This window comes from Bacillus sp. YH3-2-B2, assembly GCF_053663335.1.
In genome coordinates this window covers 872,307-895,415 of sequence record NZ_JBSJQE010000002.1, presented here as the reverse complement: position 1 = coordinate 895,415, position 23,109 = coordinate 872,307, and the positions used below count along the sequence as shown (strand labels likewise).

26 protein-coding genes and 1 pseudogene are annotated in these 23,109 nt (G+C 46.1%); 7 read left to right on the top strand and 20 right to left on the bottom strand.

Going from position 1 to position 23,109, the window contains the following annotated elements; genetic code table 11:
• Positions 1-47 precede the first annotated feature (47 nt).
• Entirely contained in the window at positions 48-641 is a 594-nt protein-coding gene (locus ACWJJX_RS09515) for a biotin transporter BioY (RefSeq protein ID WP_102422012.1), read from the top strand.
• Positions 642-686: 45 nt separating this feature from the next.
• On the opposite strand, the gene ACWJJX_RS09510 is transcribed toward ACWJJX_RS09515, so the two are convergent.
• Together ACWJJX_RS09510 and ACWJJX_RS09505 are read right to left on the bottom strand one after the other, a co-directional pair.
• Positions 687-2,015 carry a Na+/H+ antiporter NhaC family protein gene (locus tag ACWJJX_RS09510; RefSeq protein ID WP_025650207.1) on the bottom strand — a complete coding sequence of 443 codons (1,329 nt, stop codon included), beginning with the start codon at positions 2,013-2,015 and terminating at the stop codon, positions 687-689.
• A 132-nt stretch (positions 2,016-2,147) separates the two neighbouring features.
• Complete coding sequence (locus tag ACWJJX_RS09505) at positions 2,148-3,638, bottom strand: leucyl aminopeptidase (RefSeq protein WP_003151992.1); 1,491 nt, start codon at positions 3,636-3,638, stop codon at positions 2,148-2,150.
• A gap of 147 nt (positions 3,639-3,785) precedes the next feature.
• On the opposite strand from ACWJJX_RS09505, the gene ACWJJX_RS09500 reads away from it, so the two are divergent.
• Positions 3,786-4,262, top strand: coding sequence for a divergent PAP2 family protein (locus ACWJJX_RS09500; protein WP_003151991.1), 477 nt, complete (start codon positions 3,786-3,788; stop codon positions 4,260-4,262).
• A gap of 28 nt (positions 4,263-4,290) precedes the next feature.
• Here the strand turns inward: ACWJJX_RS09500 and ACWJJX_RS09495 are convergent, their stop codons facing one another.
• The 4 genes from ACWJJX_RS09495 to ACWJJX_RS09480 form a co-directional block, all read right to left on the bottom strand.
• The gene (locus ACWJJX_RS09495; RefSeq protein ID WP_003151990.1) at positions 4,291-4,932 is read right to left on the bottom strand and encodes a 3D domain-containing protein; all 642 of its coding nucleotides are present in this window, start codon (positions 4,930-4,932) and stop codon (positions 4,291-4,293) included.
• 99 nt (positions 4,933-5,031) lie between these two features.
• Entirely contained in the window at positions 5,032-5,352 is a 321-nt protein-coding gene (locus ACWJJX_RS09490) for a YuiB family protein (protein WP_003151989.1), read from the bottom strand.
• 68 nt (positions 5,353-5,420) lie between these two features.
• Positions 5,421-5,546 carry a YuiA family protein gene (locus tag ACWJJX_RS09485; protein ID WP_007408708.1) on the bottom strand — a complete coding sequence of 42 codons (126 nt, stop codon included), beginning with the start codon at positions 5,544-5,546 and terminating at the stop codon, positions 5,421-5,423.
• A 173-nt stretch (positions 5,547-5,719) separates the two neighbouring features.
• Entirely contained in the window at positions 5,720-6,940 is a 1,221-nt protein-coding gene (locus ACWJJX_RS09480; RefSeq protein WP_454022930.1) for an NAD(P)/FAD-dependent oxidoreductase, read from the bottom strand.
• A gap of 311 nt (positions 6,941-7,251) precedes the next feature.
• Between ACWJJX_RS09480 and yumC the strand changes: the two genes are divergently transcribed.
• On the top strand, positions 7,252-8,247 hold the full coding sequence (gene yumC, locus ACWJJX_RS09475; protein ID WP_020956286.1) for a ferredoxin--NADP reductase 2: 996 nt from the start codon (positions 7,252-7,254) through the stop codon (positions 8,245-8,247).
• A gap of 40 nt (positions 8,248-8,287) precedes the next feature.
• Here yumC and ACWJJX_RS09470 read toward each other — a convergent pair whose 3' ends face one another.
• On the bottom strand, positions 8,288-8,431 hold the full coding sequence (locus ACWJJX_RS09470; protein ID WP_176212298.1) for a hypothetical protein: 144 nt from the start codon (positions 8,429-8,431) through the stop codon (positions 8,288-8,290).
• 217 nt (positions 8,432-8,648) lie between these two features.
• Between ACWJJX_RS09470 and guaC the strand changes: the two genes are divergently transcribed.
• A complete protein-coding gene (gene guaC / locus ACWJJX_RS09465) occupies positions 8,649-9,629 on the top strand; it encodes a GMP reductase (RefSeq protein ID WP_031378398.1) in 981 nt (326 codons plus the stop codon).
• Between the two features lie 62 nt (positions 9,630-9,691).
• On the opposite strand, the gene ACWJJX_RS09460 is transcribed toward guaC, so the two are convergent.
• The 7 genes and pseudogenes from ACWJJX_RS09460 to ACWJJX_RS09430 all read right to left on the bottom strand — a co-directional run bounded on the left by ACWJJX_RS09460 (position 9,692) and on the right by ACWJJX_RS09430 (position 14,562).
• Positions 9,692-9,913 (bottom strand): DUF5970 family protein, encoded by a 222-nt coding sequence (locus ACWJJX_RS09460; RefSeq protein ID WP_003151978.1) that lies wholly within the window; start codon positions 9,911-9,913, stop codon positions 9,692-9,694.
• 16 nt (positions 9,914-9,929) lie between these two features.
• The gene (locus ACWJJX_RS09455) at positions 9,930-10,457 is read right to left on the bottom strand and encodes a stage II sporulation protein M (RefSeq protein WP_176283514.1); all 528 of its coding nucleotides are present in this window, start codon (positions 10,455-10,457) and stop codon (positions 9,930-9,932) included.
• Positions 10,454-11,158, bottom strand: coding sequence for an ABC transporter ATP-binding protein (locus ACWJJX_RS09450; RefSeq protein ID WP_003151975.1), 705 nt, complete (start codon positions 11,156-11,158; stop codon positions 10,454-10,456). Before ACWJJX_RS09450 ends, ACWJJX_RS09455 begins: the two co-directional genes overlap by 4 nt.
• A complete protein-coding gene (locus ACWJJX_RS09445; protein ID WP_003151974.1) occupies positions 11,151-12,806 on the bottom strand; it encodes a hypothetical protein in 1,656 nt (551 codons plus the stop codon). The genes ACWJJX_RS09450 and ACWJJX_RS09445 overlap by 8 nt, the downstream gene beginning before the upstream one ends.
• Before the next feature lie 82 nt (positions 12,807-12,888).
• Positions 12,889-13,224 carry an uberolysin/carnocyclin family circular bacteriocin gene (locus ACWJJX_RS09440; RefSeq protein ID WP_003151973.1) on the bottom strand — a complete coding sequence of 112 codons (336 nt, stop codon included), beginning with the start codon at positions 13,222-13,224 and terminating at the stop codon, positions 12,889-12,891.
• Positions 13,225-13,290: 66 nt separating this feature from the next.
• The gene (locus ACWJJX_RS09435; protein ID WP_017419448.1) at positions 13,291-13,863 is read right to left on the bottom strand and encodes a hypothetical protein; all 573 of its coding nucleotides are present in this window, start codon (positions 13,861-13,863) and stop codon (positions 13,291-13,293) included.
• Positions 13,864-14,125: 262 nt separating this feature from the next.
• Positions 14,126-14,562 (bottom strand): annotated as a pseudogene (locus ACWJJX_RS09430) (GNAT family N-acetyltransferase).
• A gap of 453 nt (positions 14,563-15,015) precedes the next feature.
• Here ACWJJX_RS09430 and ACWJJX_RS09425 point away from each other — a divergent pair.
• Positions 15,016-15,777, top strand: coding sequence for an SDR family oxidoreductase (locus tag ACWJJX_RS09425; protein WP_454022929.1), 762 nt, complete (start codon positions 15,016-15,018; stop codon positions 15,775-15,777).
• 143 nt (positions 15,778-15,920) lie between these two features.
• Here the strand turns inward: ACWJJX_RS09425 and ACWJJX_RS09420 are convergent, their stop codons facing one another.
• The 4 genes from ACWJJX_RS09420 to ACWJJX_RS09405 form a co-directional block, all read right to left on the bottom strand.
• Positions 15,921-16,283, bottom strand: a complete 363-nt coding sequence (locus ACWJJX_RS09420; protein ID WP_003151967.1) for a HesB/IscA family protein — start codon at positions 16,281-16,283, stop codon at positions 15,921-15,923.
• 76 nt (positions 16,284-16,359) lie between these two features.
• The gene (gene dapF, locus ACWJJX_RS09415) at positions 16,360-17,214 is read right to left on the bottom strand and encodes a diaminopimelate epimerase (protein WP_012118345.1); all 855 of its coding nucleotides are present in this window, start codon (positions 17,212-17,214) and stop codon (positions 16,360-16,362) included.
• A 123-nt stretch (positions 17,215-17,337) separates the two neighbouring features.
• Positions 17,338-18,555, bottom strand: coding sequence for a NupC/NupG family nucleoside CNT transporter (locus tag ACWJJX_RS09410; protein ID WP_024085753.1), 1,218 nt, complete (start codon positions 18,553-18,555; stop codon positions 17,338-17,340).
• 133 nt (positions 18,556-18,688) lie between these two features.
• Positions 18,689-18,925 carry a YuzB family protein gene (locus tag ACWJJX_RS09405; RefSeq protein WP_007408721.1) on the bottom strand — a complete coding sequence of 79 codons (237 nt, stop codon included), beginning with the start codon at positions 18,923-18,925 and terminating at the stop codon, positions 18,689-18,691.
• A gap of 266 nt (positions 18,926-19,191) precedes the next feature.
• On the opposite strand from ACWJJX_RS09405, the gene ACWJJX_RS09400 reads away from it, so the two are divergent.
• A complete protein-coding gene (locus ACWJJX_RS09400; protein WP_454022928.1) occupies positions 19,192-20,259 on the top strand; it encodes an NAD(P)/FAD-dependent oxidoreductase in 1,068 nt (355 codons plus the stop codon).
• 38 nt (positions 20,260-20,297) lie between these two features.
• On the opposite strand, the gene ACWJJX_RS09395 is transcribed toward ACWJJX_RS09400, so the two are convergent.
• Positions 20,298-20,624 carry a YuzD family protein gene (locus tag ACWJJX_RS09395; RefSeq protein WP_044052935.1) on the bottom strand — a complete coding sequence of 109 codons (327 nt, stop codon included), beginning with the start codon at positions 20,622-20,624 and terminating at the stop codon, positions 20,298-20,300.
• Between the two features lie 79 nt (positions 20,625-20,703).
• Here ACWJJX_RS09395 and ACWJJX_RS09390 point away from each other — a divergent pair, with 79 nt between their 5' ends.
• Positions 20,704-21,039, top strand: a complete 336-nt coding sequence (locus tag ACWJJX_RS09390; RefSeq protein WP_169510385.1) for a NifU family protein — start codon at positions 20,704-20,706, stop codon at positions 21,037-21,039.
• Between the two features lie 40 nt (positions 21,040-21,079).
• Here ACWJJX_RS09390 and ACWJJX_RS09385 read toward each other — a convergent pair whose 3' ends face one another.
• A complete protein-coding gene (locus ACWJJX_RS09385) occupies positions 21,080-23,050 on the bottom strand; it encodes a S9 family peptidase (protein WP_454022927.1) in 1,971 nt (656 codons plus the stop codon).
• Positions 23,051-23,109 lie beyond the last annotated feature (59 nt).

The window sequence follows — 23,109 nt, the reverse complement described above, 5'->3', positions numbered from 1 at the left end:
ACCCTTCGATTACGCTAATCTGGTACAAGTGTAAGGGGGAAAAACAAATGAAACAACGCAACCTTCGCGCGGGCGATATGGCGCTTATCGGCATGTTTGCCGCCCTGATGGCCGTCGGCGCCAACATTACATCAATGGCTCCTTTTTTGCAAGTTGCGGGAATCCCGTTATCGCTGCAGCCTTTCTTTTGTCTGTTAGCTGCGATGCTTCTCGGCGCCAGACGGGCAGCCATTGCAATGACGGTATACGCATTGGCCGGACTCGCGGGGGCGCCTGTTTTCGCTCAATTCTCAGCAGGCTTTGCGCCGTTTATCGGAAAGAGCGGCGGATTTATTCTCGCTTACATCCCGGCGGCATTTGCAGCCGGATGGCTGCTGGAAAAAACAAAAAAACCCGGCCGCCTGCATTATGCATGGGCCTCTTTGATCGGTACCGCCGTCATTTATATCATTGGCACGTCCTATACGTATATTGCGCTGAAATTATGGCTTCATGCTCCGATCAGCTACGGAATGGCCTGGTTTTACATGATATGGTTTTTCATAAAAGATATCATTTTAGCACTGTTATTGGCATCTATCACGCCTGCCGTATACAGGTCTATTCATAAAGCGACGGGGTTCAGCAGAAATCCGGCGTAAGATGTTCTCAGCATACAAAAAGGCTCCCCTTTCCGGGAGCCTTTTTTACAGAACAAGCGCGGCAATCCACCCGAATATCACAAGCGGAATGTTATAGAAAATAAATGTCGGTACGCACGTATCCCAAATGTGGTGGTGCTGTCCGTCAGCGCTGAGGCCTGACGTCGGGCCGAGCGTACTGTCACTTGCAGGAGAACCCGCATCACCGACCGCGGCGGCCGCTCCGATTACGGCGATCGTCGCCATCGGGCTGAATCCGAGCTGAGCGCACAGCGGGACAAATATGGTCGTAATGACGGGTACGGTTGCAAATGATGATCCGATTCCCATCGTGATTAATAAACCGACCACCAGCATCAGGAGCGCGCCTAATGATTGACTGTGACCGATAAAGCCTGTTGATGCTTTGACCAAGGAAGCCACATCGCCCGTTTTGTTCAATACATTTGAAAAACCGGCCGCAACAAGCATGACAAACCCGATAAAAGCCATCAGAATCATGCCGTCCGTGATCAGCTTATCCGCTTCATTGCGCTTCATGACTCCGCTGATAAACAGCGTAAACAAGCCGGCAAGCGCGCCCATGATCATACCTTCCACTCCGAGCACTTGTGACAGATAGAGCTGAACGGCAAGCGACACGGCAATGGAGATCAGAGCGATGGCAATGCTTTTTTTCGTATAAGGAGAAGACGACAGTCCGGCAATCTCCTTCGTCTCATATTTCTTCGGTTTCCGGAAGACGATGACGGATAAAATTAAACCGACTACCATCCCGGCCGTCGGGATGATTAAAGCATACGGAATATCACTGAGCGGCACCTTTAAACCGGCTGACGCCATATTATCTCTCAGCATCCCCTGGAAAATCTGTCCGAATCCGACAGGCAGAACGATATACGGCGCAGTCAGTCCGAATGTCATCACACACGCGATCAGTCTGCGGTCTATTTCAAGTTCGTTAAATATTTTTAAAAGCGGCGGAATCAATACAGGAATAAACGCAATGTGAACGGGCACCACGTTTTGCGAGAAACAGGATATGATTAAAATAATCAGTACGATTAACACTTTTGACAGTGCTTTTTTCCGCGAATCTTCCTTTTTTCCGATTAGTTTGACAGACGCTTCCACCATTGCATCGGGAAGCCCCGTCTTTGTCAGCGCCGCGGCAAATGCTCCGAGCAGCGCGTAGCTGACCGCGACGGTGGCATTTCCGCCGAGACCGTCCGTAAAAGCCTTCACCGTCTCTCCGAGGCCTAAGCCGCCGGTCAGCCCGCCGGCAAGCGCGCCGATCATTAAAGCTATAATAATATTGACACGCAGCAGGCTTAAGACGAGCATAAGCAATACTGCGACAACAACAGCATTCATTGATGAGTCCCTCCAAAAATCCTTTAGTTTGCTAATGTAGTAGATAATTAAAGTTAACATACATTCTGCGCTTTAGTCAACTAAAGATTTTGGAAATCAAAAAACCCGCTGCATCAAGGCAGCGGGATGCTGTTATCTTTCGGGCGTAAACCGCTCAGTCAAAACAGCCAACGTCCTTGCCATGACGCCTGTTGCGCCGGCAGGGCCGAAGCATGTCGCTTTATTCGCTGTCGCAGTTCCCGCAATATCGAGATGAACCCACGGCGTGTTTTCCGCGAATTCACCAAGGAATGCCCCCGCCATAATCGCGTGGCCTTCTCTTCCCGGGGAATTGTTCAAATCAGCCATCTGACTGTTTCTCACCCGTTTTTTATCCTTTTCTGTAATCGGAAGCTGCCAGATCGGCTCGCCGGATTCTTTCGCCGATTCCGCCACTTGTTCATAAAACGCGGCGTGATTGGTCATGGCGCCCGTCATTTCGTTCCCTAAGGCGACAATGACACCGCCCGTTAACGTTGCGACGTCTACAAGGACAGAGGCTCCGTGCTGCTTGGCGTATGTGATGCCGTCGGCAAGCACGAGACGCCCTTCCGCATCGGTGTTCAGGATCTCAATGGTTTTTCCGCTGAGCGAGACGATGACGTCATCAGGCTTCATAGCATCGGACGAAATCATGTTGTCCGTAGACGGTATGACGGCGAGCACGTTTTGTTCAGGCCGGAGTTCGCCGATAATTTCCATTGCGCCCAATACCGAGGCGGCCCCTCCCATATCGCTTTTCATGCCGACGATGCCGGTTTTCGGCTTAATTGAATATCCGCCCGTATCAAAGGTAATTCCTTTACCGACCAGGCCGATGACGTCTTCCCACTGATCTTTGCCCTGATACTTCAGAACGATCATTTTCGGCGGTTCGGATGAGCCTTTGTTAACAGCAAGCAGCCCGCCCATGCCGAGCTCTTCCATTTCATCTTTTTCTAAAATTTCACACTCGAAATCGTATTTTGCCGCAAGCTCAGCGGCATATGACGCCAAATCAGTGGCCGTCAGCATATTACCCGGCATATTCACAAGCGTGCGGGCTGAATTCGTCCCTTGGCCGTATGCCGCGCCGACGTTCAGGCCGGCCTGCACTTCCCTCAGGTCTTCTTCGGTCACGGCGCAGACTGATTTCAGTTCCTGATCCGGCTCATTCGATTTATGTTTATAATCCTGCACTTCGTAAACCGCAAGCAGACAGCTTTCCGAAAGCGCATGAGCGGCATCGGCGGCAGGCACTTCCCCGGAGACGAATGTATCGAGCAACACGGATACTTCCTGTTTTTTATCTTGATGAATCTGCTGAAATACTCGTGCAAAGCATTCTTTCGTATCTTCAAACGAATAATCCGCTTCTCTTCCCAGGCCGATAAAATAAATACGTTTCATACCGGTCGCAGCCGGAGGGTATACTTTTGATACACGATTGCGTTTGGCGGACACATCACCATCCTTTAACAGCTGGGTCAGATGACCGTCCAATTTATCATCCAATTCCTTCGTAAATCCGTTCAGCGTGCTTTTTTGAAAAAGACCGATGACCAGTGTTTCGGGATGCCGCAGTTGATCAGATGCATAAAACATGAGTACACACTCCTTATGTGGGTATTTGTTATGTAAAGTGGTATAATGAAAAAACATTTTTCATTGATTTTATTTTACCAAACTAAGGGCGTTTTCTGCAGTTTTTCGATACGATCGGAATCAGCAGATACAGAAAGGATGTCGCATATGGATGTACTTATGAATTTTCCTTTACTGGCGAGTTTTGCCGCCATTATTTTTGCCCAAGTTGTAAAAGTGCCTATTCAATTTATCGTATCCAAAAAACTTGACTGGTCTCTTGTGACGAGCACCGGCGGCATGCCGAGCTCCCATTCCGCTGCCGTCACCGCGCTGTCAACCGGAATCGCTTTGGAACAGGGACTGGACTCGCCCCTGTTTGCAGTCGCCGCGATTTTCGCCGTCATTACGATGTTCGATGCTACAGGTGTCAGGCGGCATGCGGGTGAACAGGCGACAGTCATTAATAAACTGGTCATCGACTTTAATCGGTTTGTCAGCGAAGCGAAGGACTTTCAGAAAGCGGAAGAGAAAGAAAAACAAAAGAAACTGAAAGAACTGCTCGGCCATCAGCCGATTGAAGTGTTCTTCGGCGGCGTCACCGGTATTGTGCTGACATTGATTTTAGATTATTTCTTTATGTAAAAACGCTTCAGCGGATGCTGAAGCGTTTTTATTCTTTTACCGTTTTGTATTGATTTCTGAACACTTGCAGCGACTTTGTTTCGTTCAGCTTTACAAGTTCGTCCTCAGTCACTGTGCCGTTCCCTTTTTTAATAATGTAGACTTCAAGTGTTTTTTTGCCCCAATTGTTATAGACGTCCTTGACGGTGTCAAAGTAGAGGTCAAGGCGGCTGCCTTTAATTTTTGAGCCGGTATCGGCGACAACCCCGTAACCGTAATTCGGTATAAACAGAATCGTCCCGATCGGGAAAACAGACGGATCGGCCGCAACAGTTGAATATAAATCGCGTTTGACCTTCACGCCCGAATATGTAATTCCGTACTGCGGATGACCCGGAGATTTTCCGGTAGATTCCGCTCCGGCGGTATAACCGGTGGCCGTCACCTTTTGTGACGGATAGCGCTCCCAGTCAAAAGCTTCTTCCAGCGGCTTTACCCTGCCTGATGCCTTCTTTTCCGGCTGATTCTGTAAGGATTGAAACGGAGTGCCGATGTTTTTCAAAACGGCGCCGCGATGTTCCGTCATCCAATTTGTCAGATCCTTTGCTTCAACACCGGTTATGGAAAAGTATGTCGCATGGCATGCGCCCAAAAAGAGCACGATCATGAATACGCGTCTGATTATCGTCAATCTGAAATCACTCTCCTCCGAGTCATTGTTCCCAACTCGGTGAGGTGCTATACAAAAAGCGCCGCGACACAAAAAAGCTTTCTTGAATAAGAAAGCGGCTTAAAACATTTGATATCCTCTTTTTCTGAGCGCCTTTATGGCAATGCCTGACATGATGGCTCCCGCCAGTCCGCCCGCCAAAATCACGACATCCGCAACCGCTAATGACATGATGCGCTGAAACAGGCTTTGAAAGGATTCCCCCGGCGCCTGCACGTAACTGATCATCTTTTTATTGCTGATAATGAAAAGGCATACAATCGGATAGACAACAGCCATAATCCACGACATTCTAAGCAGCATGTTCAACAGAAAGCCTATGCCGAAAAACAGTACAAAAAATAGTACGATTGAGATCAGGACAACCGGCAAACTAATCACAAACATCCACCCCCTACAGCACTTTCAGTGTACCTCGGGGGCGGTAAAAAAGTCAACGTCTGGAAAAATCAGCGTCTCTCTTTGCCGCTTCCCTGGCAGGAGGGACATGTTTCGGAGCCGCCAAGAAGCAATTGAAAATACCCTTTACCTGAGCAGAACGGACACGCCGCCGTGCTTTTTGCTGTCGTTTTCATGCGGACCACCCTTTTTCTTAATTTTCTGATAATATATCATATTTACTTGTCAAGCAACAAGTCAGAATATGTAACATAACAACTCATGTAAGCGGAAACATTCATTTTTTTCTTTTACATGCTTTTTATAGCGCTCTTTTTTAAAAGAAGAGAAAACCCGCGGCCGCGGGTTTTCAGAAGAATTTAAACTTCCCTTTTTTCAGCGTCAGGCCCAGCCCGCCGATCATAAATAGCGAGCGGTTATCAATGACCTTTTTCATAAAGGACGCCGGCATGCCTTTGAGCTTCCTGCCGTATACGACTCCGACAGCGTTATGCTCACCGAGGGAGGCGACCGTTCCTTTAATGTCAGGCTTAAACTCTTCAAGCTGGCCTCCTGTAATCAAACCGCCCAGATTTTTGGCGACCGTTTCTCCTTGCTGCATCGCGATCTGAGCAGTCGGCGGGTACGGCCGTTCCGTCTCTTCATTGATAAAGAGCGAGCTGTCGCCGAGAATAAAAACGTCATCATGTCCCGGCGCCCGAAGATCAGGGTTGACTTTGACACGGCCGCGCATATTTTCAAAACCCGCTTCCTCCACGATCGGATGTCCGCGCACACCCGCGGCCCAGACAACTGTCTGCGATTTGATTTCTTCCGGCTCTTCATCTTTCTTGCCGACTGTGACACCGTCTGCGCGGCATTCTTGAACCGCGGTGCCGATTTTAAATTCAACGCCTTTGCTCTCAAGGTATTGAACGGCGTAATCGACAAGCTCCGGATCAAATCCCGGCAAAACCGTCGGGGCGGCCTCGACACAGACGATCCGGACGAGACTTTCATCTATATCATAATATCTGCATAACTCCGGCTTGCGGTTCGCAAGTTCACCGAGAAATTCAATTCCCGTAAAGCCCGCTCCGCCGACAACGATGGTTAAGCGGTCAGGGCGTTTTTCGGCCTCCGTATTGTATGTCGCAAATTGGAGCTCAATATGGTCTTTCAGCTGGCGCGACGTATTAATATTCGCGATCGGAAAAGCGAATTCTTTTAAGCCTTTAATCCCGAATGTTTCAGGGACGGCGCCAAGCCCGATGACGAGATAATCATAAGGGATGTCCCCTTGTGAAAGCGTCACCTTTTTATTTTGCACATCTATCGCTTTTACGGTATCCTGCACAAATTTAACCCGTGATTCATTGATTACATCTTTTATTTGATATCTGCAGCGGTCATGATGCAGCGTTCCTGCGCTCGCTTCATGCATCCATGTCGTTTCATAATGATAATTGTGTTTATTGACCAAAGTAATGTCGGCGTCATTTGCCCCGATATGCTTCGGAAGCCTTGTTACTGTCATTAATCCACCATAACCTGCACCTAAAACCACGATTTTGGGTTTATTCAATGCCATCACATCCACCTTCTTTTTTTTGCTGTTAGACGCATAATCAAATCAACATTTGTATTAGCTTCAGCTTATTGGCGGGATTTTATGAAATGAAATATAAAATTTTTTAGAAAACCACACATGTCTGCATATCACCATACTATCCGGAAGAATCGGAAAACATTCAGGAAAAAACAGATTGGAATTTGTCCCCATCTTAGCGGCGGCCGCAATTTTTTTCAAGAATGAAGCGGCCGGGCGGTTTTCGGCACTCGTCATCCTTTCAAATTCTATGTTATAATTAATAACAATTTTCAATTAGGAGGCAATTTGGTATGCAAGAGGATTCAAAGGTTTATGATATTACGGTCATCGGCGGCGGCCCGGTCGGCCTGTTTACCGCTTTTTACGGGGGAATGAGACAGGCGAGCGTCAAAATCATCGAGAGCCTGCCTCAGCTTGGCGGCCAGCTCAGCGCGCTGTACCCTGAAAAATATATTTATGATGTAGCCGGATTCCCGAAAATCCGCGCCCAGGAACTTGTGAATAACTTAAAAGAGCAAATGGCAAAGTTCGATCAGACCATCTGCTTAGAGCAGGCCGTCGAATCTGTTGAAAAACAGGCGGACGGTGTGTTTAAGCTTGTCACGAATTCAGAAACGCATTATTCAAAAACGGTCATTATCACCGCGGGAAACGGCGCATTTAAGCCGAGAAAGCTTGAGCTGGAATCAGCGGAACAATATGAAGGCAAAAACCTGCACTACTTCATTGACGACCTCAATCAATTCGCAGGCAGACGCGTTGCCGTTCTGGGCGGCGGCGATTCCGCTGTTGACTGGGCGCTCATGCTTGAGCCGATTGCTAAAGAAGTCAGCATCATCCACCGCCGTGATAAATTCCGCGCGCATGAGCACAGTGTCGAAAACCTGCATAATTCTAAAGTCAACGTGCTGACACCGTTTGTTCCCGCTGAACTTGTCGGTGAAGACCGGATCGAACAGCTCGTTCTCGAAGAAGTGAAAGGCGACCGTAAAGAAATCATTGAAATTGATGACCTGATCGTAAACTACGGCTTTGTTTCTTCTCTCGGCCCGATTAAAAACTGGGGCCTTGACATCGAGAAAAATTCCATCGTCGTCAAAAGCACGATGGAAACGAATATTGAAGGCTTCTTTGCCGCCGGAGATATCTGCACATATGAAGGCAAAGTCAAGCTGATCGCCAGCGGTTTCGGCGAAGCTCCGACAGCCGTGAACAACGCGAAGGCTTACATGGACCCGAAAGCGCGCGTCCAGCCAATGCATTCTACAAGCATGTTTGAAAAATAATATAAAAAAGAGTCTGTGTCATACCGGCACAGACTCTTTTTTATTTAAACATCCAAATATAATTCATGACGGTTCCGACAACGAGCGCAATGACAAGCGCTGACACGACCCAAATCGTGCCTAAAATAATCCGGTCCTGAATTTTCTGGGTTTTCGGGCTGTGCCCGGGCTGTTTTTGTTCCATACCGGCCCCTCCCTTCTTCTGCAAATCTATCTATCGTAACAAATATCTTACAACAACCAATACTACTATGATAACCAAACTGCAAATGGATGACAAGCTGACCGCATATGAGGCAGCATGAAATCATTTGACATTCCTGACAAAACGAAGTACATTATAAAAAGACGAACATTTTAATTTTATTTAATTATATTATTCGCTTTTAGGGGTGTTATATATGGAAAATGTATTTGATTACGAAGATATTCAGCTGATTCCTGCAAAATGCATTGTTGAAAGCCGATCTGAATGTGATACATCAGTTACGTTGGGCGGACACACATTTAAACTTCCGGTCGTACCGGCCAACATGCAGACGATTATAGATGAAAACATCGCGGCCTGGCTCGCGGAAAACGGGTATTTTTATATCATGCACCGCTTCGAGCCGGAAAAACGCCTGGCTTTTGTCCGGGATATGAAAGCGCGCGGACTGATTTCTTCCATCAGTGTCGGCGTGAAGGAAAATGACTATGAATTCATCCGGGAGCTGAAAGAACAGGAGCTGGTGCCGGATTATATTACCATTGATATCGCGCACGGCCATTCCAATGCCGTGATCAGCATGATTCAATTTATTAAAGAACATGTCCCGGAAAGCTTTGTCATCGCAGGGAATGTCGGGACGCCTGAAGCCGTAAGGGAGCTGGAACGCGCGGGCGCTGACGCGACAAAAGTGGGAATCGGCCCCGGGAAAGTCTGCATCACCAAAATTAAAACCGGCTTCGGAACAGGCGGGTGGCAATTAGCCGCGCTTCGCTGGTGCGCAAAAGCGGCGAGCAAACCGATCATTGCTGACGGCGGCATCCGCACGCACGGCGATATCGCGAAATCCATCCGATTCGGCGCGTCTATGGTCATGATCGGATCATTATTCGCCGGCCACGAAGAATCACCGGGACAAACGATTGAAATCGACGGAAAGCTGTACAAAGAATATTTCGGCTCCGCTTCTGAATTTCAAAAAGGCGAAAAGAAAAACGTCGAGGGCAAAAAAATGCATGTCGAACATAAAGGGTCTTTGCAGGACACGCTGGTTGAAATGGAGCAGGATCTGCAATCTTCCATCTCTTACGCAGGCGGCAATACACTCGAAGCCATCCGTAATGTCGACTATGTAATCGTAAAAAACTCTATTTTCAACGGCGACAGATTTTAACACGCAGCAGAGCCGATCGAAGATAAAAAAAATGACATTCAATATGAATGTCATTTTTTTTATTAAATACCGAAATAAAGAGCCGCACTGGCTAACAGATTAATCACAAAAATAAACAAAAAGATGTAACGAATGAATTTATTTTGCACCGGAGCAAATATAAAGAGATATAGTCCTGCAACCCCAAAAGTAAGAACAGGAAACAGCCACTCAAAGGATAAAGAAATGATATAACCGATAATCATAACAATCGGCACACCGATTAATGATAATTTACTTCTCATATGATTTCTGCCCCTTTTACTTAAAAATTGGTGTGATGTAAGCTTCAATAATGGCAGCGGCGATCAGCAGACAAATAATAAGCAGCACCAATATTCCAATATGCCTGAACATTGAAGCCATTATCTTTTTTTCCTTAGAAAAACACAGCCTGATGACCAATTCAACGCCCTTAAAACCAATGGCGCCACTTAATAATAACGCGGGAACTTCAAATATACCATGAGGAATTAGCAGTAAAAAAATCTGATAAAAAGGAACCCCGCTATGCAGATTTTCTATAATAGAGCCGCTTAAAATAAACCCGTTAGTGAATAAATAAAAGATAGAGGTCAACCCAAAGGTAAGAAAACCCGCGGCTAAAAACAGACAAGCGATTGCATTATTTTTCAGCAGTTCAACCGCGCCTGACGAGCCGTTGTAAGCCGCTGATGAAACAAAGTGATCGAAAAAAAACGCAGCGACCACACCGCCTGAAAAAAACAGCACTGACGCGATTAACGGAATGGCGGACGTTCTGATTGCCGGCAACATGCGGTTCATCATGTATAGATACGCTCAGCCAATTCTTCAATCTCTTCTAATGAATGCTCAGATGACTGATACTCCGCCGCAAAAACGCCTTCATGTATAATACCGATCGTATCGCACAGCGAATGCGCCAGCTCCAGCAGGTGAGTCGATAACAGGACTGTATTTCCCTGCTTGACGTACTCCTTTAATAACGTCCGTATCGTTTTACCGCTGATTAAATCAATGCCCGTCAGCGGCTCATCAAGAATTAATATCTTTGGCTGATGAATGAGCGCTGCCGCAATTGATAATTTTTGTTTCATTCCATGTGAATAAGTTTTAATCAGCTGATTTCCGTCTTGAGAAAGCTTCAGCGTCTCCAACATATTCTTTATATAATCATTTGTCCGCTGAGACGGAACTTGAAACATCTCCGCTGTAAAGCGCAAGTATTCGACTCCCGTTAAATAATCATACAAAAAGGCATGGTCGGGCACAAAACCGATATCAGCCGATATTTGCCCCCCCTCTTCTGAATCCAGTTCCTTGCCGTCAATCATGACGCGGCCTGAAGTCGGTTTAAGCAGGCCCGAAATGATTTTCAAAGTCGTTGTTTTCCCGACTCCATTAGTCCCCAGCAAAGCATAGATTGAGCCTTTTTTCACCTCAAACGAAATATCTTTCAATACCTGTTTTTCACTATAGTTTTTTTGTATATTCACTAATTTAATCATTGTTCGCAAACCTTTCCGCCATATTGATTCTGCGAAGAAACAGAAACATGACTCCATAGTTTAATAGTGTGAACAGGACAAAAATACCTGATGCAGAATGAATAAGCATCGTTTCAAGTTCCGGCTTTTTATAGATAAAATAGGACGTGATCGCAGCGATTTGAAGCGACACAATGAAAATGAAAGAACTGTATAAGTTGTTATACGTCTTTGCTTTCCCCGCTTCTCCAATTTCGTACAGATGCTCCCAGTTTTTCTTAGGATACAGGGCGGTGCTTGAAATCTGGACAAGACTGTATAAAAAACCCGAACATAAAAACACAATAAACAAGTAAATCGTCAGCGCCGCGGAAGACGGAAAAAACACCGTAATCAAAATGGTGATGATGAACGAATAGATAAGAGCGGCGAGATTATAAATACATACTTTCGGAAACACCAGCTGCCACGCATGTTTGATATTCCGGTGAAACAGATGCTGATTTTTTATTTCCCCGTCAACTGATAATACTGTTTTGAGCGCATCTCCGACGAGCTGATACGAAAAGTTCGCAATGATAACCGCCGCAGACACGATGGCGGCTGCCGAATACCCGATAAAGTGATGCGATAGAAGCGGAATACAAAAACCTAAAAACAGCATGAACAAATACAGCATACTGCCGAAGTTCCTGATAAAAAACCCGTCAATTCTCGATAAAAACAGCAGATCCTTTTGAAAAACGGCATGAAATATTTTGTTATTTCTATATAATTTCAGCTTTGGCGCAAAATCAGCGTTTGTCAAAAACATATAAGGAATAAGGTCCATTTTCTTCAGCGTGGCCGACCACAGTTTAAACATCCCCGCCGTTAAAAGGACGGCAGCCGCAAACACCGCAGCGAAAACGAGCACGGAATGTGAGCGGAATGCTAACCATACATACGGCGTATTCATGAGGATGTTCCGGAAAGCCGGTGACTCCGTAAAGCTTGAAATATCCTTTGCGGTATACTCCCCAAACACGAGAAGATAAACGGCATACCCGACTGCAAGCGGAACCAGCAGGCTGACGCTGAATAAAATGCCTTTCAGGATTTTCAAGTAAAACAATTTGCTCCATATATTTGTAAGAAGATAAACAACATAAGAAAACAGCATAGATAAAAATAAATTGAGAAGAAAATAAACGAAGCCCAAGAAAAATACGATGATCGCCGCAGACCCGGTCATGCCTGCGCTTGATAAAAACAAAAAGACCGGAAAAACAAAAAGATACCATACGAAAATGGTTTTTTTGATTGCCTGGCCGGCAAAAACAGAAAACAGCTGTAAAAAACGCACCTTTTTTAATTGATGAATGACCTTGCGCGTATCCAGCAGAAAGGCATTGTGATGTTCTTTAAAGAAGCCGGCAGCCCAAAAAAGCTGCTCAAGTGAAACGGCGATTAAAACAAATTGCCCCCATGCGCTGAGGGGCAGCTGAATCAGTTTTGTCCCGAATACAACACCGCATCCCAGGAAAACGAGATATAAACATAACAGAGAAATAATAATGGCAGACAGCAGTTTGCTGTTGAGTTGAGGAATGCCCCAATCTTCCTTTCTTTTTCGAAACGATGACAGGGTATTATATTTGATAAGAGCCGCAATTTGTTTGACTATCATACTTTCAATCCTTACATATGTATTTGGGAGAGAGGCTCTTTTTGCAGCTTGTACAAAAAGAGCAATTATTTATTGGTCGATTTTACCAAGCAGCTGCGTATTTTTTGCCGTATTTCTTAATCATTGTTTTTGCTGTTGCAACGATTGCATAAGAAATTGCGCCTGCGCCTGTAACGATACCGATGAGAGAAATGATAGAAGCAATTGTTGATGCCGCATCAATAATATCAATTGCTTTTTTAGCTGCTGCTGTAGAGATGCCTAGAGTCGAAGCTAATTCAGCATTGGCTGAGAATGCATGAGCCGCCGCCACGTTTAATTCAGTTCCCGTTAATAATAGTGCATAAACCAATGTTGCTGCAGCAAGAGCCGCGCCAAACAAAATGAAAGACTTTTTATTAGATTTTACTAAGTTCATCATAACATCTCCCTACTCTGTTTTTTAATTTATAATAAAATTCAGCTTAATTGACTCTCTCCCGAGCTAAATTTTATCCGCCATAAAATAATTAAAGAAAATAGTAAAGAGTTTTAATAAAATAAAACATCCAGTCAAAATGATTCTCTTGCCTTTACTGAGATCGGTCAGTTTTCCTGCGGCAGCATAAAGAGCCGCAATTGATATGAGCAGAAATGGATCCAGCAGCTGCAGACTCAAGCTGGTGCCGCCGGCAGAATATATAAGCGAGGAATCAGCCGTTAAGTAGTTAACAACTGAAAGAATCAACATTTTAAATGCCGAGATTAAAGAAGTCAGTGTATATAGAAGCAAATATATTTTTTTCGGTTTTTTTGTACCGAGAATAAAAGCGGCAACGAATAATAGAAATCCGCCTATCAGAATTTCCACAAAAGTTGTGAAGATCATAAACCCTTGCAGAAACATGACAATCGTACGAACACTTTTCTCCCCGATATCGTAGGTACTTTCTCCGACGGAAGAATAATACGACTGCAGAACTTTATCAGAAATACTGAATTGGAAGAGTAATGAACAGATCAAAATGATGAAAAAAGAACTTAAAAATATTTTTTTATTGCTCAATTGACCTATCATATTATCATCCTTTTCTTACAAAATAAATTAACTATTCTATACTTTTACAATTTAGTTTATTCCTATCAAAAAATCAATATCCTTTCGAAAAATATGACTTTAGAACGTGTTGACTAAGAGCACACCTTTCAGATTTTTTAGTTCTATATCCCCTTTATTTTTTTCCGAATTTGCAAATAGTATGATTTGGACAATGGATTTGAGGTATTAGAGAAGAATGATCTGTGGAATGAGACGCAGGGTATAAAAAGGGAGGATATTGTTATTTATCCTCCGGGTGTATGATCGCCAGCACCTGATGATCTTCCCATTTTCCATTTATCTTTACATTTTTTCTCGCAATGTCTTCTTTATGAAACCCAGCTTTTTCGAGCACCCGGATTGACGCCTTATTGTGCGGCATGACTCCGGCTTCTATCCGATGCAGTTTCAGCTCATTGAATGCATAATCGACTGCCAGCTTGACAGCCTTCGTCGCATAGCCTTTTCCGTTATGTTCACCATCTAAAAAATAACCGATGAAAGCGCTTTGGATGGCGCCCCGAACCACCTGAAAAAGGCTGATCGTGCCAATCAGGGTCTGATCCTGAAGAAAAATGCCGAAGAAGTTGTATTCTGTGTCATTTTTCGCATTCTTCAGTGATTGTTCAATTCGTTTTTCCGGCCTTCCAGCGTATAAAAATCCTCCTGTCTCGACATGGCAAACCGTTCAAAAAACGTGCGGTTTTCCGTCTGCAAAACCAGCTCCTGCTCTGCATCATTCAGGCTGAGCGGCCTGATATCAACGCTGTTTCCTCCTGCATATACATCGGCATCACCGTCCTTTTGTTTTGATCAGAAACGTTTTTTAATTGCCTCTCACCCTTGTTATACGGTACGCTTTATCGCATCGAGAAAATCCAAGACTTTACGTTCACCTTTCCTTTCGTGCAAACGAAATCACAAGGTTCTTCTGTTGACTTAAACCGCGCTATAAGCCGTATCATCATATTGTGACAAGGAAAGAATAGTTTTGGCGGGTTTCCCGATGATCTAAAAATCAATTTTACAGAATCACTGCTGTCTTAGTTGCGGGATGAAGCAATATATTGATTGGATCAAAGCTGAAATGTTGACAAAGAAATGTAAAACAATCGGAAAAGAGGAGTTAATATGAAACTGACGGGAAATACAATACTGATTACAGGCGGAAATGCCGGAATAGGATTGGCTTTCGCAGAACGGTTTTTAAAAGCGGGAAATAAAGTCATCGTGACCGGACGGCGTGAGCACGCTCTTCAAAAAGCAAAGGAAATATTCCCGGATCTTATTACCTATGTCAGTGATTTGAGCATTCCATCTGAACGTGTATCACTGTTTGATTGGGTGAAAGAAAATTATCCGGAAGTGAATGTGTTAGTAAACAACGCGGGGATTCAACAACGTTTTCATGTGCTGAAAGCGGACGCGAAGGACAATTGGGACTATTTTAATAAAGAAATCACAACGAACATTGAAGCTCCCTTCCACCTGTCTATGCTGTTCGCTCCGTTTTTTGCCGGAAAAGAAGATGCGGCTGTCATTAACGTCTCTTCGGGATTGGCTTTTACACCGCTTGCCATTGCACCGATCTATTCAGCAACGAAAGCGGCGCTTCACTCATTTACAATGAGTCTGAGACATCAGCTTTCTGATTCATCTGTAGAAGTGATTGAAGTTGCGCCTCCGGCGGTGAATACAGATTTAGGCGGAGCAGGGCTGCATACTCAAGGAGAACCGCTGGATGAATTCGCTGAGGGGATTTTTAAAGGACTGAAAGAGGGCAAACTAGAAATCGGCTATGGTTCTTCAGCAGAACGGCTGCGCATGTCACGGGATAAAGCCGATGAACATACCGCTAATATGTACAATGCGATGAAACATACAATTGAATAACATCTTTGAAAAAGCAAAACCCGCTTCTATTGAGCGGGTTTTGGCTTTTATTAAACAGATAAACGCCTTTCTTAACAATGGTGCAAGCGCCATCGAAAAGAAAGACGTCCTATTTTTTCATCCTGAGAATGGCGGGCTGACCCTTAGCACTCTTCCGGCGTACCGGCGTTTTTGGCCGTGCGGAAAGAAGATCCGCAGCCGCAGGAAGCGATGGCATTCGGGTTGTCAATGGTGAAACCGCCGCCCATCATGGACTGTTTGAAGTCAATGATCGTGCCGGTCATAATATCAAGGCTTTCGCTGTCGACCAAAACGGTGATTCCGTGCTGTTCAAACATGCTGTCTTTTTCGCCTTTTTCGTGCTCAAATCCCATTCCGTAAGACAGGCCGCTGCAGCCGCCGCCTTTTACACCCACACGGAGAAACGCGTTTTCTTCTTCATGCTCTTTCATCATATCTTTTATATGCAAAGCCGCTGCTTCAGTGATGGTTACTGGAACACTCATAGGTAGACCTCCTTTTTTAAAAACGGATGCTGATACTATTATAAACCTTGAGGAGCGTATTTCTCAAACGAGCTGTTTACAAATAATAGACGCCGCTGCATACGGTTTCGGCGGGTCCCGTCATCAGCACGTGCCCGTTGTCCTGCCAATTTATCACAAGGTCGCCTCCCGCTAAATGAACGGTGATATCCCGGTTTCGTTCGGAAACACCGTTCAATACGGATGCGACAGCCGCCGCACAGGCGCCCGTTCCGCAAGCCTGTGTAATGCCGGAGCCGCGTTCCCATACGCGGAAATGAAGTTCATCGGCGCTGACGGTTTCCACAAATTCGACATTGACGCCTTCCGGAAATCTCGGGTCTTTTTCAATGACGGGACCGAGCGTTGTAAGAGGCGCTTGATTGATATCCGCAACCGGAAAAACAATATGGGGGTTTCCCATTGATACGGCTGTTCCGGAAAGCTCCGTTTCTCCAAAAACAAAGGTTTCATCGATCGTCCGTTCATCTTCATTGCCGAGCATCGGCAGCTCTTTTTTGGTGAGGCGCGGTTCGCCCATATCGACGGCGACTTCACGCACAATCCCGTTGTCTTCCGTAATATCTGCTTTCACAAGGCCTGAAAGCGTCTCAATGAAAAAGGACGTTTCTTCTGTCAGCTTATGTTCGTATGCGTACTTTGCCACACAGCGAAGGCCGTTGCCGCAATTTTTCCCTTCTGAGCCGTCATTATTAAAAATCCGCATTTTGACCGGCGCTTTTTCTGACGGACAGATGAGGATCATTCCGTCAGAGCCGATGCCCGTGTGAATGCTGGACACTTTAACGGCAATCTCAGCCAGCCGTTCTTCCGGCAGCTGTTCTTCAAATTGATTTACATATATATAACTGTTTCCAAGACCGTGCATCTTGGTAAAACGGAATGAATTCATATCGGCCTCCAACTTTTTTTCTTTTACTTAGTATAAAAGCTCTTCCCCTCGGACACAATACAAATATCCCCCGTTTTTCATACATAAAAGCTCCCTGCATATGCAGGGAGCTTTTATCGTTTACTAAATAAACATGCCGGCAATCGCCGCGCTGAGAAGGTTTGCGAGTGTTCCCGCAATAACCGCTCTTAATCCGAGGCGCGCAATGTCCGAACGGCGGCTTGGGGCCAAACCGCCCAGTGTGCCGAGCATAATCGCAATCGAAGAGAAGTTGGCAAATCCGCACAGCGCAAAGCTGATAATCGTAGACGTTTTTTTAGAAAAGTCCGCAATGTGCGGACCGAAGTTTGAATAAGCGACAAACTCATTCAGCACAAGTTTCTGTCCGATATAGCTTCCCGCTCCAAGCGCTTCATGCCAAGGAACGCCGATTACAAATGCGATCGGTGAAAACACGTAACCGAGAATGGATTCTAATGTAATATGTTTGAAACCGAACCAGCCGCCGATTCCGCCGAGAATTCCGTTCACTACGGCGATGAGCGCGACAAACGCAAGCAGCATGGCGCCGACATTTAGAGCAATCTGAAGGCCCGTGGATGCGCCTTTTGCCGCTGCATCAATCACATTAGCGGCGCCTTCGCCTTCTTCGTCCATATTAAAATCGCCTTTTATCGTCTGCGTTTTTTCTGTTTCAGGTATTAACATTTTTCCGAACACGAGACCGGCGGGAGCCGCCATAAAGCTGGCCGCCAGCAAGTATTCAATCGGAATGCCTAACAGGGCGTAACCGAAAAGCGTCGAACCCGCTACAGCCGAAAGGCCGCTCGTCATAATCGTAAACAGCTCGGAACGGGTCAATCCCGCAATCAGCGGTTTAATGGCAAGCGGTGATTCAGACTGTCCGACAAAAATATTCGCAGCCGCCGCAAGCGATTCCGTTCTGCTTGTCCCAAGAAGTTTTGACAGTCCGCCTCCGATAACGCGAAAGATGAGCTGCATGATTTTCAAGTGATACAAAACGGCAATCAGCGCTGAGAAAAAGATAATGACCGGCAGAACGCTCAGCGCGAAAGCCGGGCTGCTGCCCACTTTTAACAGCGGGCCAAAAATAAAGCTGATGCCTTCGTTCGCATAATCAATGAGAAGCTGCACACGGCTTGAGAACCATAAAAATACGGCCCGGCCGGCGTCCCACTTTAATACGATGAATCCGAAGGCCATTTGTAAACATAAACCGACAATGACGGTTCGCAGGTTAATTTTGCTTTTCTTCTCTGATAACAAAAAAGCAATGGCTAATATAGCAACTGCCCCGAGCAGCCCCCAAACGATATTCAATGAATCCACCTCTAAAATTTTATTTAAAAAAAGTCTTTATTAAGATAACAATATTTATTTTTGCTGTCTACAAATTTTTTATTTTGCCAAAACCCAGGCGCAATAAAAAAGAGACCCCGTTCGGAGCCTCTGATTAAAACATCGGATTTTCTTCTATGAATGTATATATGTTGTCAACCAACTCAGCAGGCGTGCCCCCCGTGACCACTTCGCCGTTAACCAGGGCAAACAGGGACTCCATGCATTTTCCGCAGTAGCTTAAACAGCCGTACTCAAGCACGTCCAAGTTCGGATCCTTCTCTAAGATCTCAAGTGCTTCCTGGGAACCGCGCGCTAAATTGCTGACACAGAATTCAATCATCGGATTCATGCGGTTTCACCTCACATATGTACCTTATCCTAACGGAATTTCCTCTATTCGTCAAAGATCCGGTTTCACGCTCAATGTTATCGTAACATATTAATTCAGGTTAAAGGTTTTACTATTGCGTGTTTTCTGGTCAATTTGTAGGTTATTTTAAAACTATTATTGTGGTTTTAGATCAAATTCGATATAATTCTAGATGTTATTTTACATAGTTCGTTATTTTGTAACAATATTGACTACCATATTTTTCGGGCAAAAGGGGAATCATTATGAAAAAATTGGTCTTGATCGGCGGGGGTTACGGAAACATGCGGGTGCTGCACCGCTTACTGCCGAACCAGCTTCCGTCAGATGTATCCATCACGCTGATTGACAGAAACCCGTATCACTGCTTAAAAACAGAATATTATGCGCTCGCAGCCGGCACGATTTCTGATCATCATATCAGGGTGTCTTTTCCTGAGCATCCGAATCTGGATGTTCAATACGGTGAGGTGGCTTCCGTCGACACGAAAAACAAACAGGTTCTGTTTCATGACCGCGAACCGATTTCTTACGATGACGCGGTGATCGGACTGGGCTGTGAGGATAAGTATCATAACGTGCCCGGCGCGCCGGAACATACTTACAGCATTCAGACCATTGATCAGTCACGCGAAGCCTATCAAAAGCTGAACAACCTCGGCGCCAATGCATCTGTCGCTATCGTCGGAGCGGGATTAAGCGGCGTGGAGCTTGCCAGTGAATTAAGAGAGAGCCGTGACGACCTGAAGATTATGTTATTTGACCGGGGCGACCTGATTTTATCAAGCTTTCCGAAAAGACTCAGCAAGTACGTTCAGAAATGGTTTGAAGAACACGGCGTCACCATTATCAATAATGCGAATATTACAAAAGCGGAAGACGGCATCGTTTATAATCATGATGAAGGAATACCGGCCGATGCCATCGTGTGGACGGCGGGAATTCAGCCGAATAAAGCCGTCAGAGAACTGGACGCTGAAAAAGACCCGCAAGGCCGCATCGTTTTAACACCGCATCACAACCTTCCGGGCGATGAGCATGTTTACGTCGTCGGTGATTGCGCGAGCCTGCCGCATGCGCCGAGCGCCCAGCTGGCTGAAGCACAGGCGGAACAAATTGTGCAGATCCTCCTGAAACGCTGGAACAATGAAGAGCTGCCGGAAACAATGCCGCAATTTAAGCTGAAAGGCGTTCTCGGTTCACTCGGAAAAAAAGCGGGCTTCGGTCTTGTCAACGACCGTCCGCTCATCGGGCGTGTGCCCCGTTTATTAAAATCAGGCCTTTTATGGATGTACAAGCATCATAACGGCTGATAAGAAAAAAAGCCGCTGATTGCGATCAGCGGCCATTTTTAAGAGCCCGCCACATAGCCGCGCTTTTCCATTTCTTCATATATATCTTTTAAATGCGGATTCCCTTCCCCCACAATGACATCCTCCACCAGCACGAGCGGATAGAAAAATTCATCGTTCTTGATGCGCTCCGCAAGCTCTTCTGTCTCCTTTTGCTGAGGCGGTGCGTCAATATCAATATACCGCATGTTAAAAGGCTGCTCCGGGTATTTCCGTTTCAGCGCCGCCTCCAGCCATTCAAACGTATCTTTGGCGCTCGGCATATTCACGCAGCTTGCGCAAAGCGTTTCAGCGCCGTAAACACTGAGCGTAACCGGCTTTGTCATGTATATCATCCCCTTTACACCAGTATACAAAGGACGGGGCAGCTTTTGTATAAAAAACGGTTTTTATGTTCAAGTTTAAATATGCTATAATGGAGAAAGCAGCTTTGCAAACCAAACATTAGATTTTTACCGTTACTGTGAATATAATGGTTTTATGTATATGAAAGGAGCGAATCTCATGACTGAGGTTGAAATGAAAGAGCAAGTACAGGAAGTATTGGATAAATTACGTCCGTTTCTGCTTCGTGACGGCGGTGACTGTGAGCTTGTTGATGTAGACGAAGGCATTGTAAAGCTTCGCCTCCTTGGCGCATGCGGCAGCTGCCCAAGTTCAACGATTACGCTGAAAGCCGGAATTGAACGCGCCCTTCTTGAAGAAGTACCGGGTGTCGTTGAAGTAGAACAAGTATTTTAATCATAAAACCAGGCTGCATGACAGCCTGGTTTTTTTATTTTTACAAATAGTCATCAAACCATGAACAAATATAACGGATGCGTTTCATTCGCTGTTCGGGATGGCCGCTTCTCGACAGCTCATGCGTAGCTTTCGGAAATCGGATGAACGACGTCGTTTTGTTCAGTTTCTTCAACGCGGTAAAGAGCTGCTCCGCCTGCTCTATCGGACAGCGGTCATCTCGCTCACCGTGCAGGATCAAAAGCGGCGTCGAAACGCGGGATACATATTTTACAGGAGAACGATCCCACAGCTTATCCGCTTCCTCAAACAAATCATGTCCGAGCTGCCAGTCGGTAAAAAAGAAGCCGATATCGCTGACACCGTGGAAGCTGTACCAATTTGAAATGGAGCGCTGCGTGACGGCTGCTTTAAAACGGCCTGTCTGTCCGACAATCCAATTCGTCATAAACCCCCCGTAGCTTCCGCCTGTCACACCGAGACGGCCGCTGTCAATAAACGGATACGCCTGAACGGCTTCATCCACCGCCTGCATGACATCACGGTAATCTCCGCCTCCGTAATCACCCCTGACACGATTGACAAAATCCTGCCCGTAGCCGTGGCTTCCTCTCGGGTTGACATACACGACAGCATATCCTTGTGCGGCCAGCACTTGGAATTCGTGAAAATACGTATGGCCGTACATCATGTGAGGCCCGCCGTGTATGTATAGAATGAGGGGATATGTTTGACCCTCTTCAAAAACGGCGGGCTTTAAAAACCAGCCGTTTACCGTCAGCCCGTCCTTTGTTTCATATTGCAGCTTTTCCGGCACGGATATGATACGCTCCTCTATAAACCGATCATTGTCAAATGTCAATTGCTTTTCTTCCCCATTTTCAAGTGAAATGCTGTAAAGCTCGGAAGGCTGTGCGGGTTTGGCAATGACAGCGATACAGCTTTTCTGATGGGGATGAAAAGCAAAACCGTTCACGTATTCTTCTTCTAATCGGATCGGATATACGAGGCCGTCAATCGAGATATAATAAATACCGGTGCTTCCCTGCTCGCTCCCGAGAACGTAAAAACCCTGCCCGTCGTTTGTCCATACCGGCCGGGGCGTCACTCCTCCTATGATTGAATCCGCAATCAGCGCATCGCTCAAATGAACATCCAGCATGTCGGTCAGGCAGGACAGCCGCTCAGTTTTCACGTCGTACAGCCACGCTTTCTCTAAAGTCGCATTGCGAAATTCATTCTCATGGCCCAGCATCGCGATATAAGAACCGTCCGGTGAAAACACGCAGGAACCGAAAGAACCGCGGTGCGGCGTAATCTGCTTCAGGCTTCCGTCCGCCAGATTCATCAGATAGACATCGCTCGGCTTTCCGGCGTCACCCGGCTCGCATAAATTGGCGGTAAACGCAAGCTGCCTGCCATCCGGTGAAAAGGCCGCGCCATAATGATCCGCTTCATGATCCGTCAGCTGCTGAATCTCACCCGTTTCAAGATGAATCAGCACAAGCTGGGCCCAGCTTCCGTTCAGCAGGCCTTTCCCGTCACGTTTATATGTTAATGATTGAATCTCAACCGGCTCATACTCGTCATGCTTCTTTTTTTCTTTCTCCTCGGCGCGCTCCGCTGATGTCAGACTGACGGACACAAGCACGGATCTGCCGTCGGGCGCCCATATCGGATCTGATACGCCCCAAGGAATATCGGCCGCCTGTTCCGCCTCTCCGCCGGCAGCGTCGATGATGTACAGCTGAGGGATGCCGTCCTCCCTGTCAGAAACAAAGGCGAGGCGCCGTCCGTCAGGCGACCACCGCGGACTTGTATTTTTATCGTCCCCGAAAGTCCATGGGTTTGAGATGCCGGATTCTGTGTCATATACCATAATGGCTGAGGAATAGGAATCCTGATTGACTGTTGTCCGGACGTAAGCGGCTCTTCTGCCGTCAGGGGCATATTGCGGGTCTGTCACGGATACGAGAGACGCAATGTCCTCCTCGGTTATGAGTTTTTTCAAATCGTTTCTCCTCCTTTTCTTTTTTATTTCGCTTCCCTAAATAAAAATCCTTCTCCAGA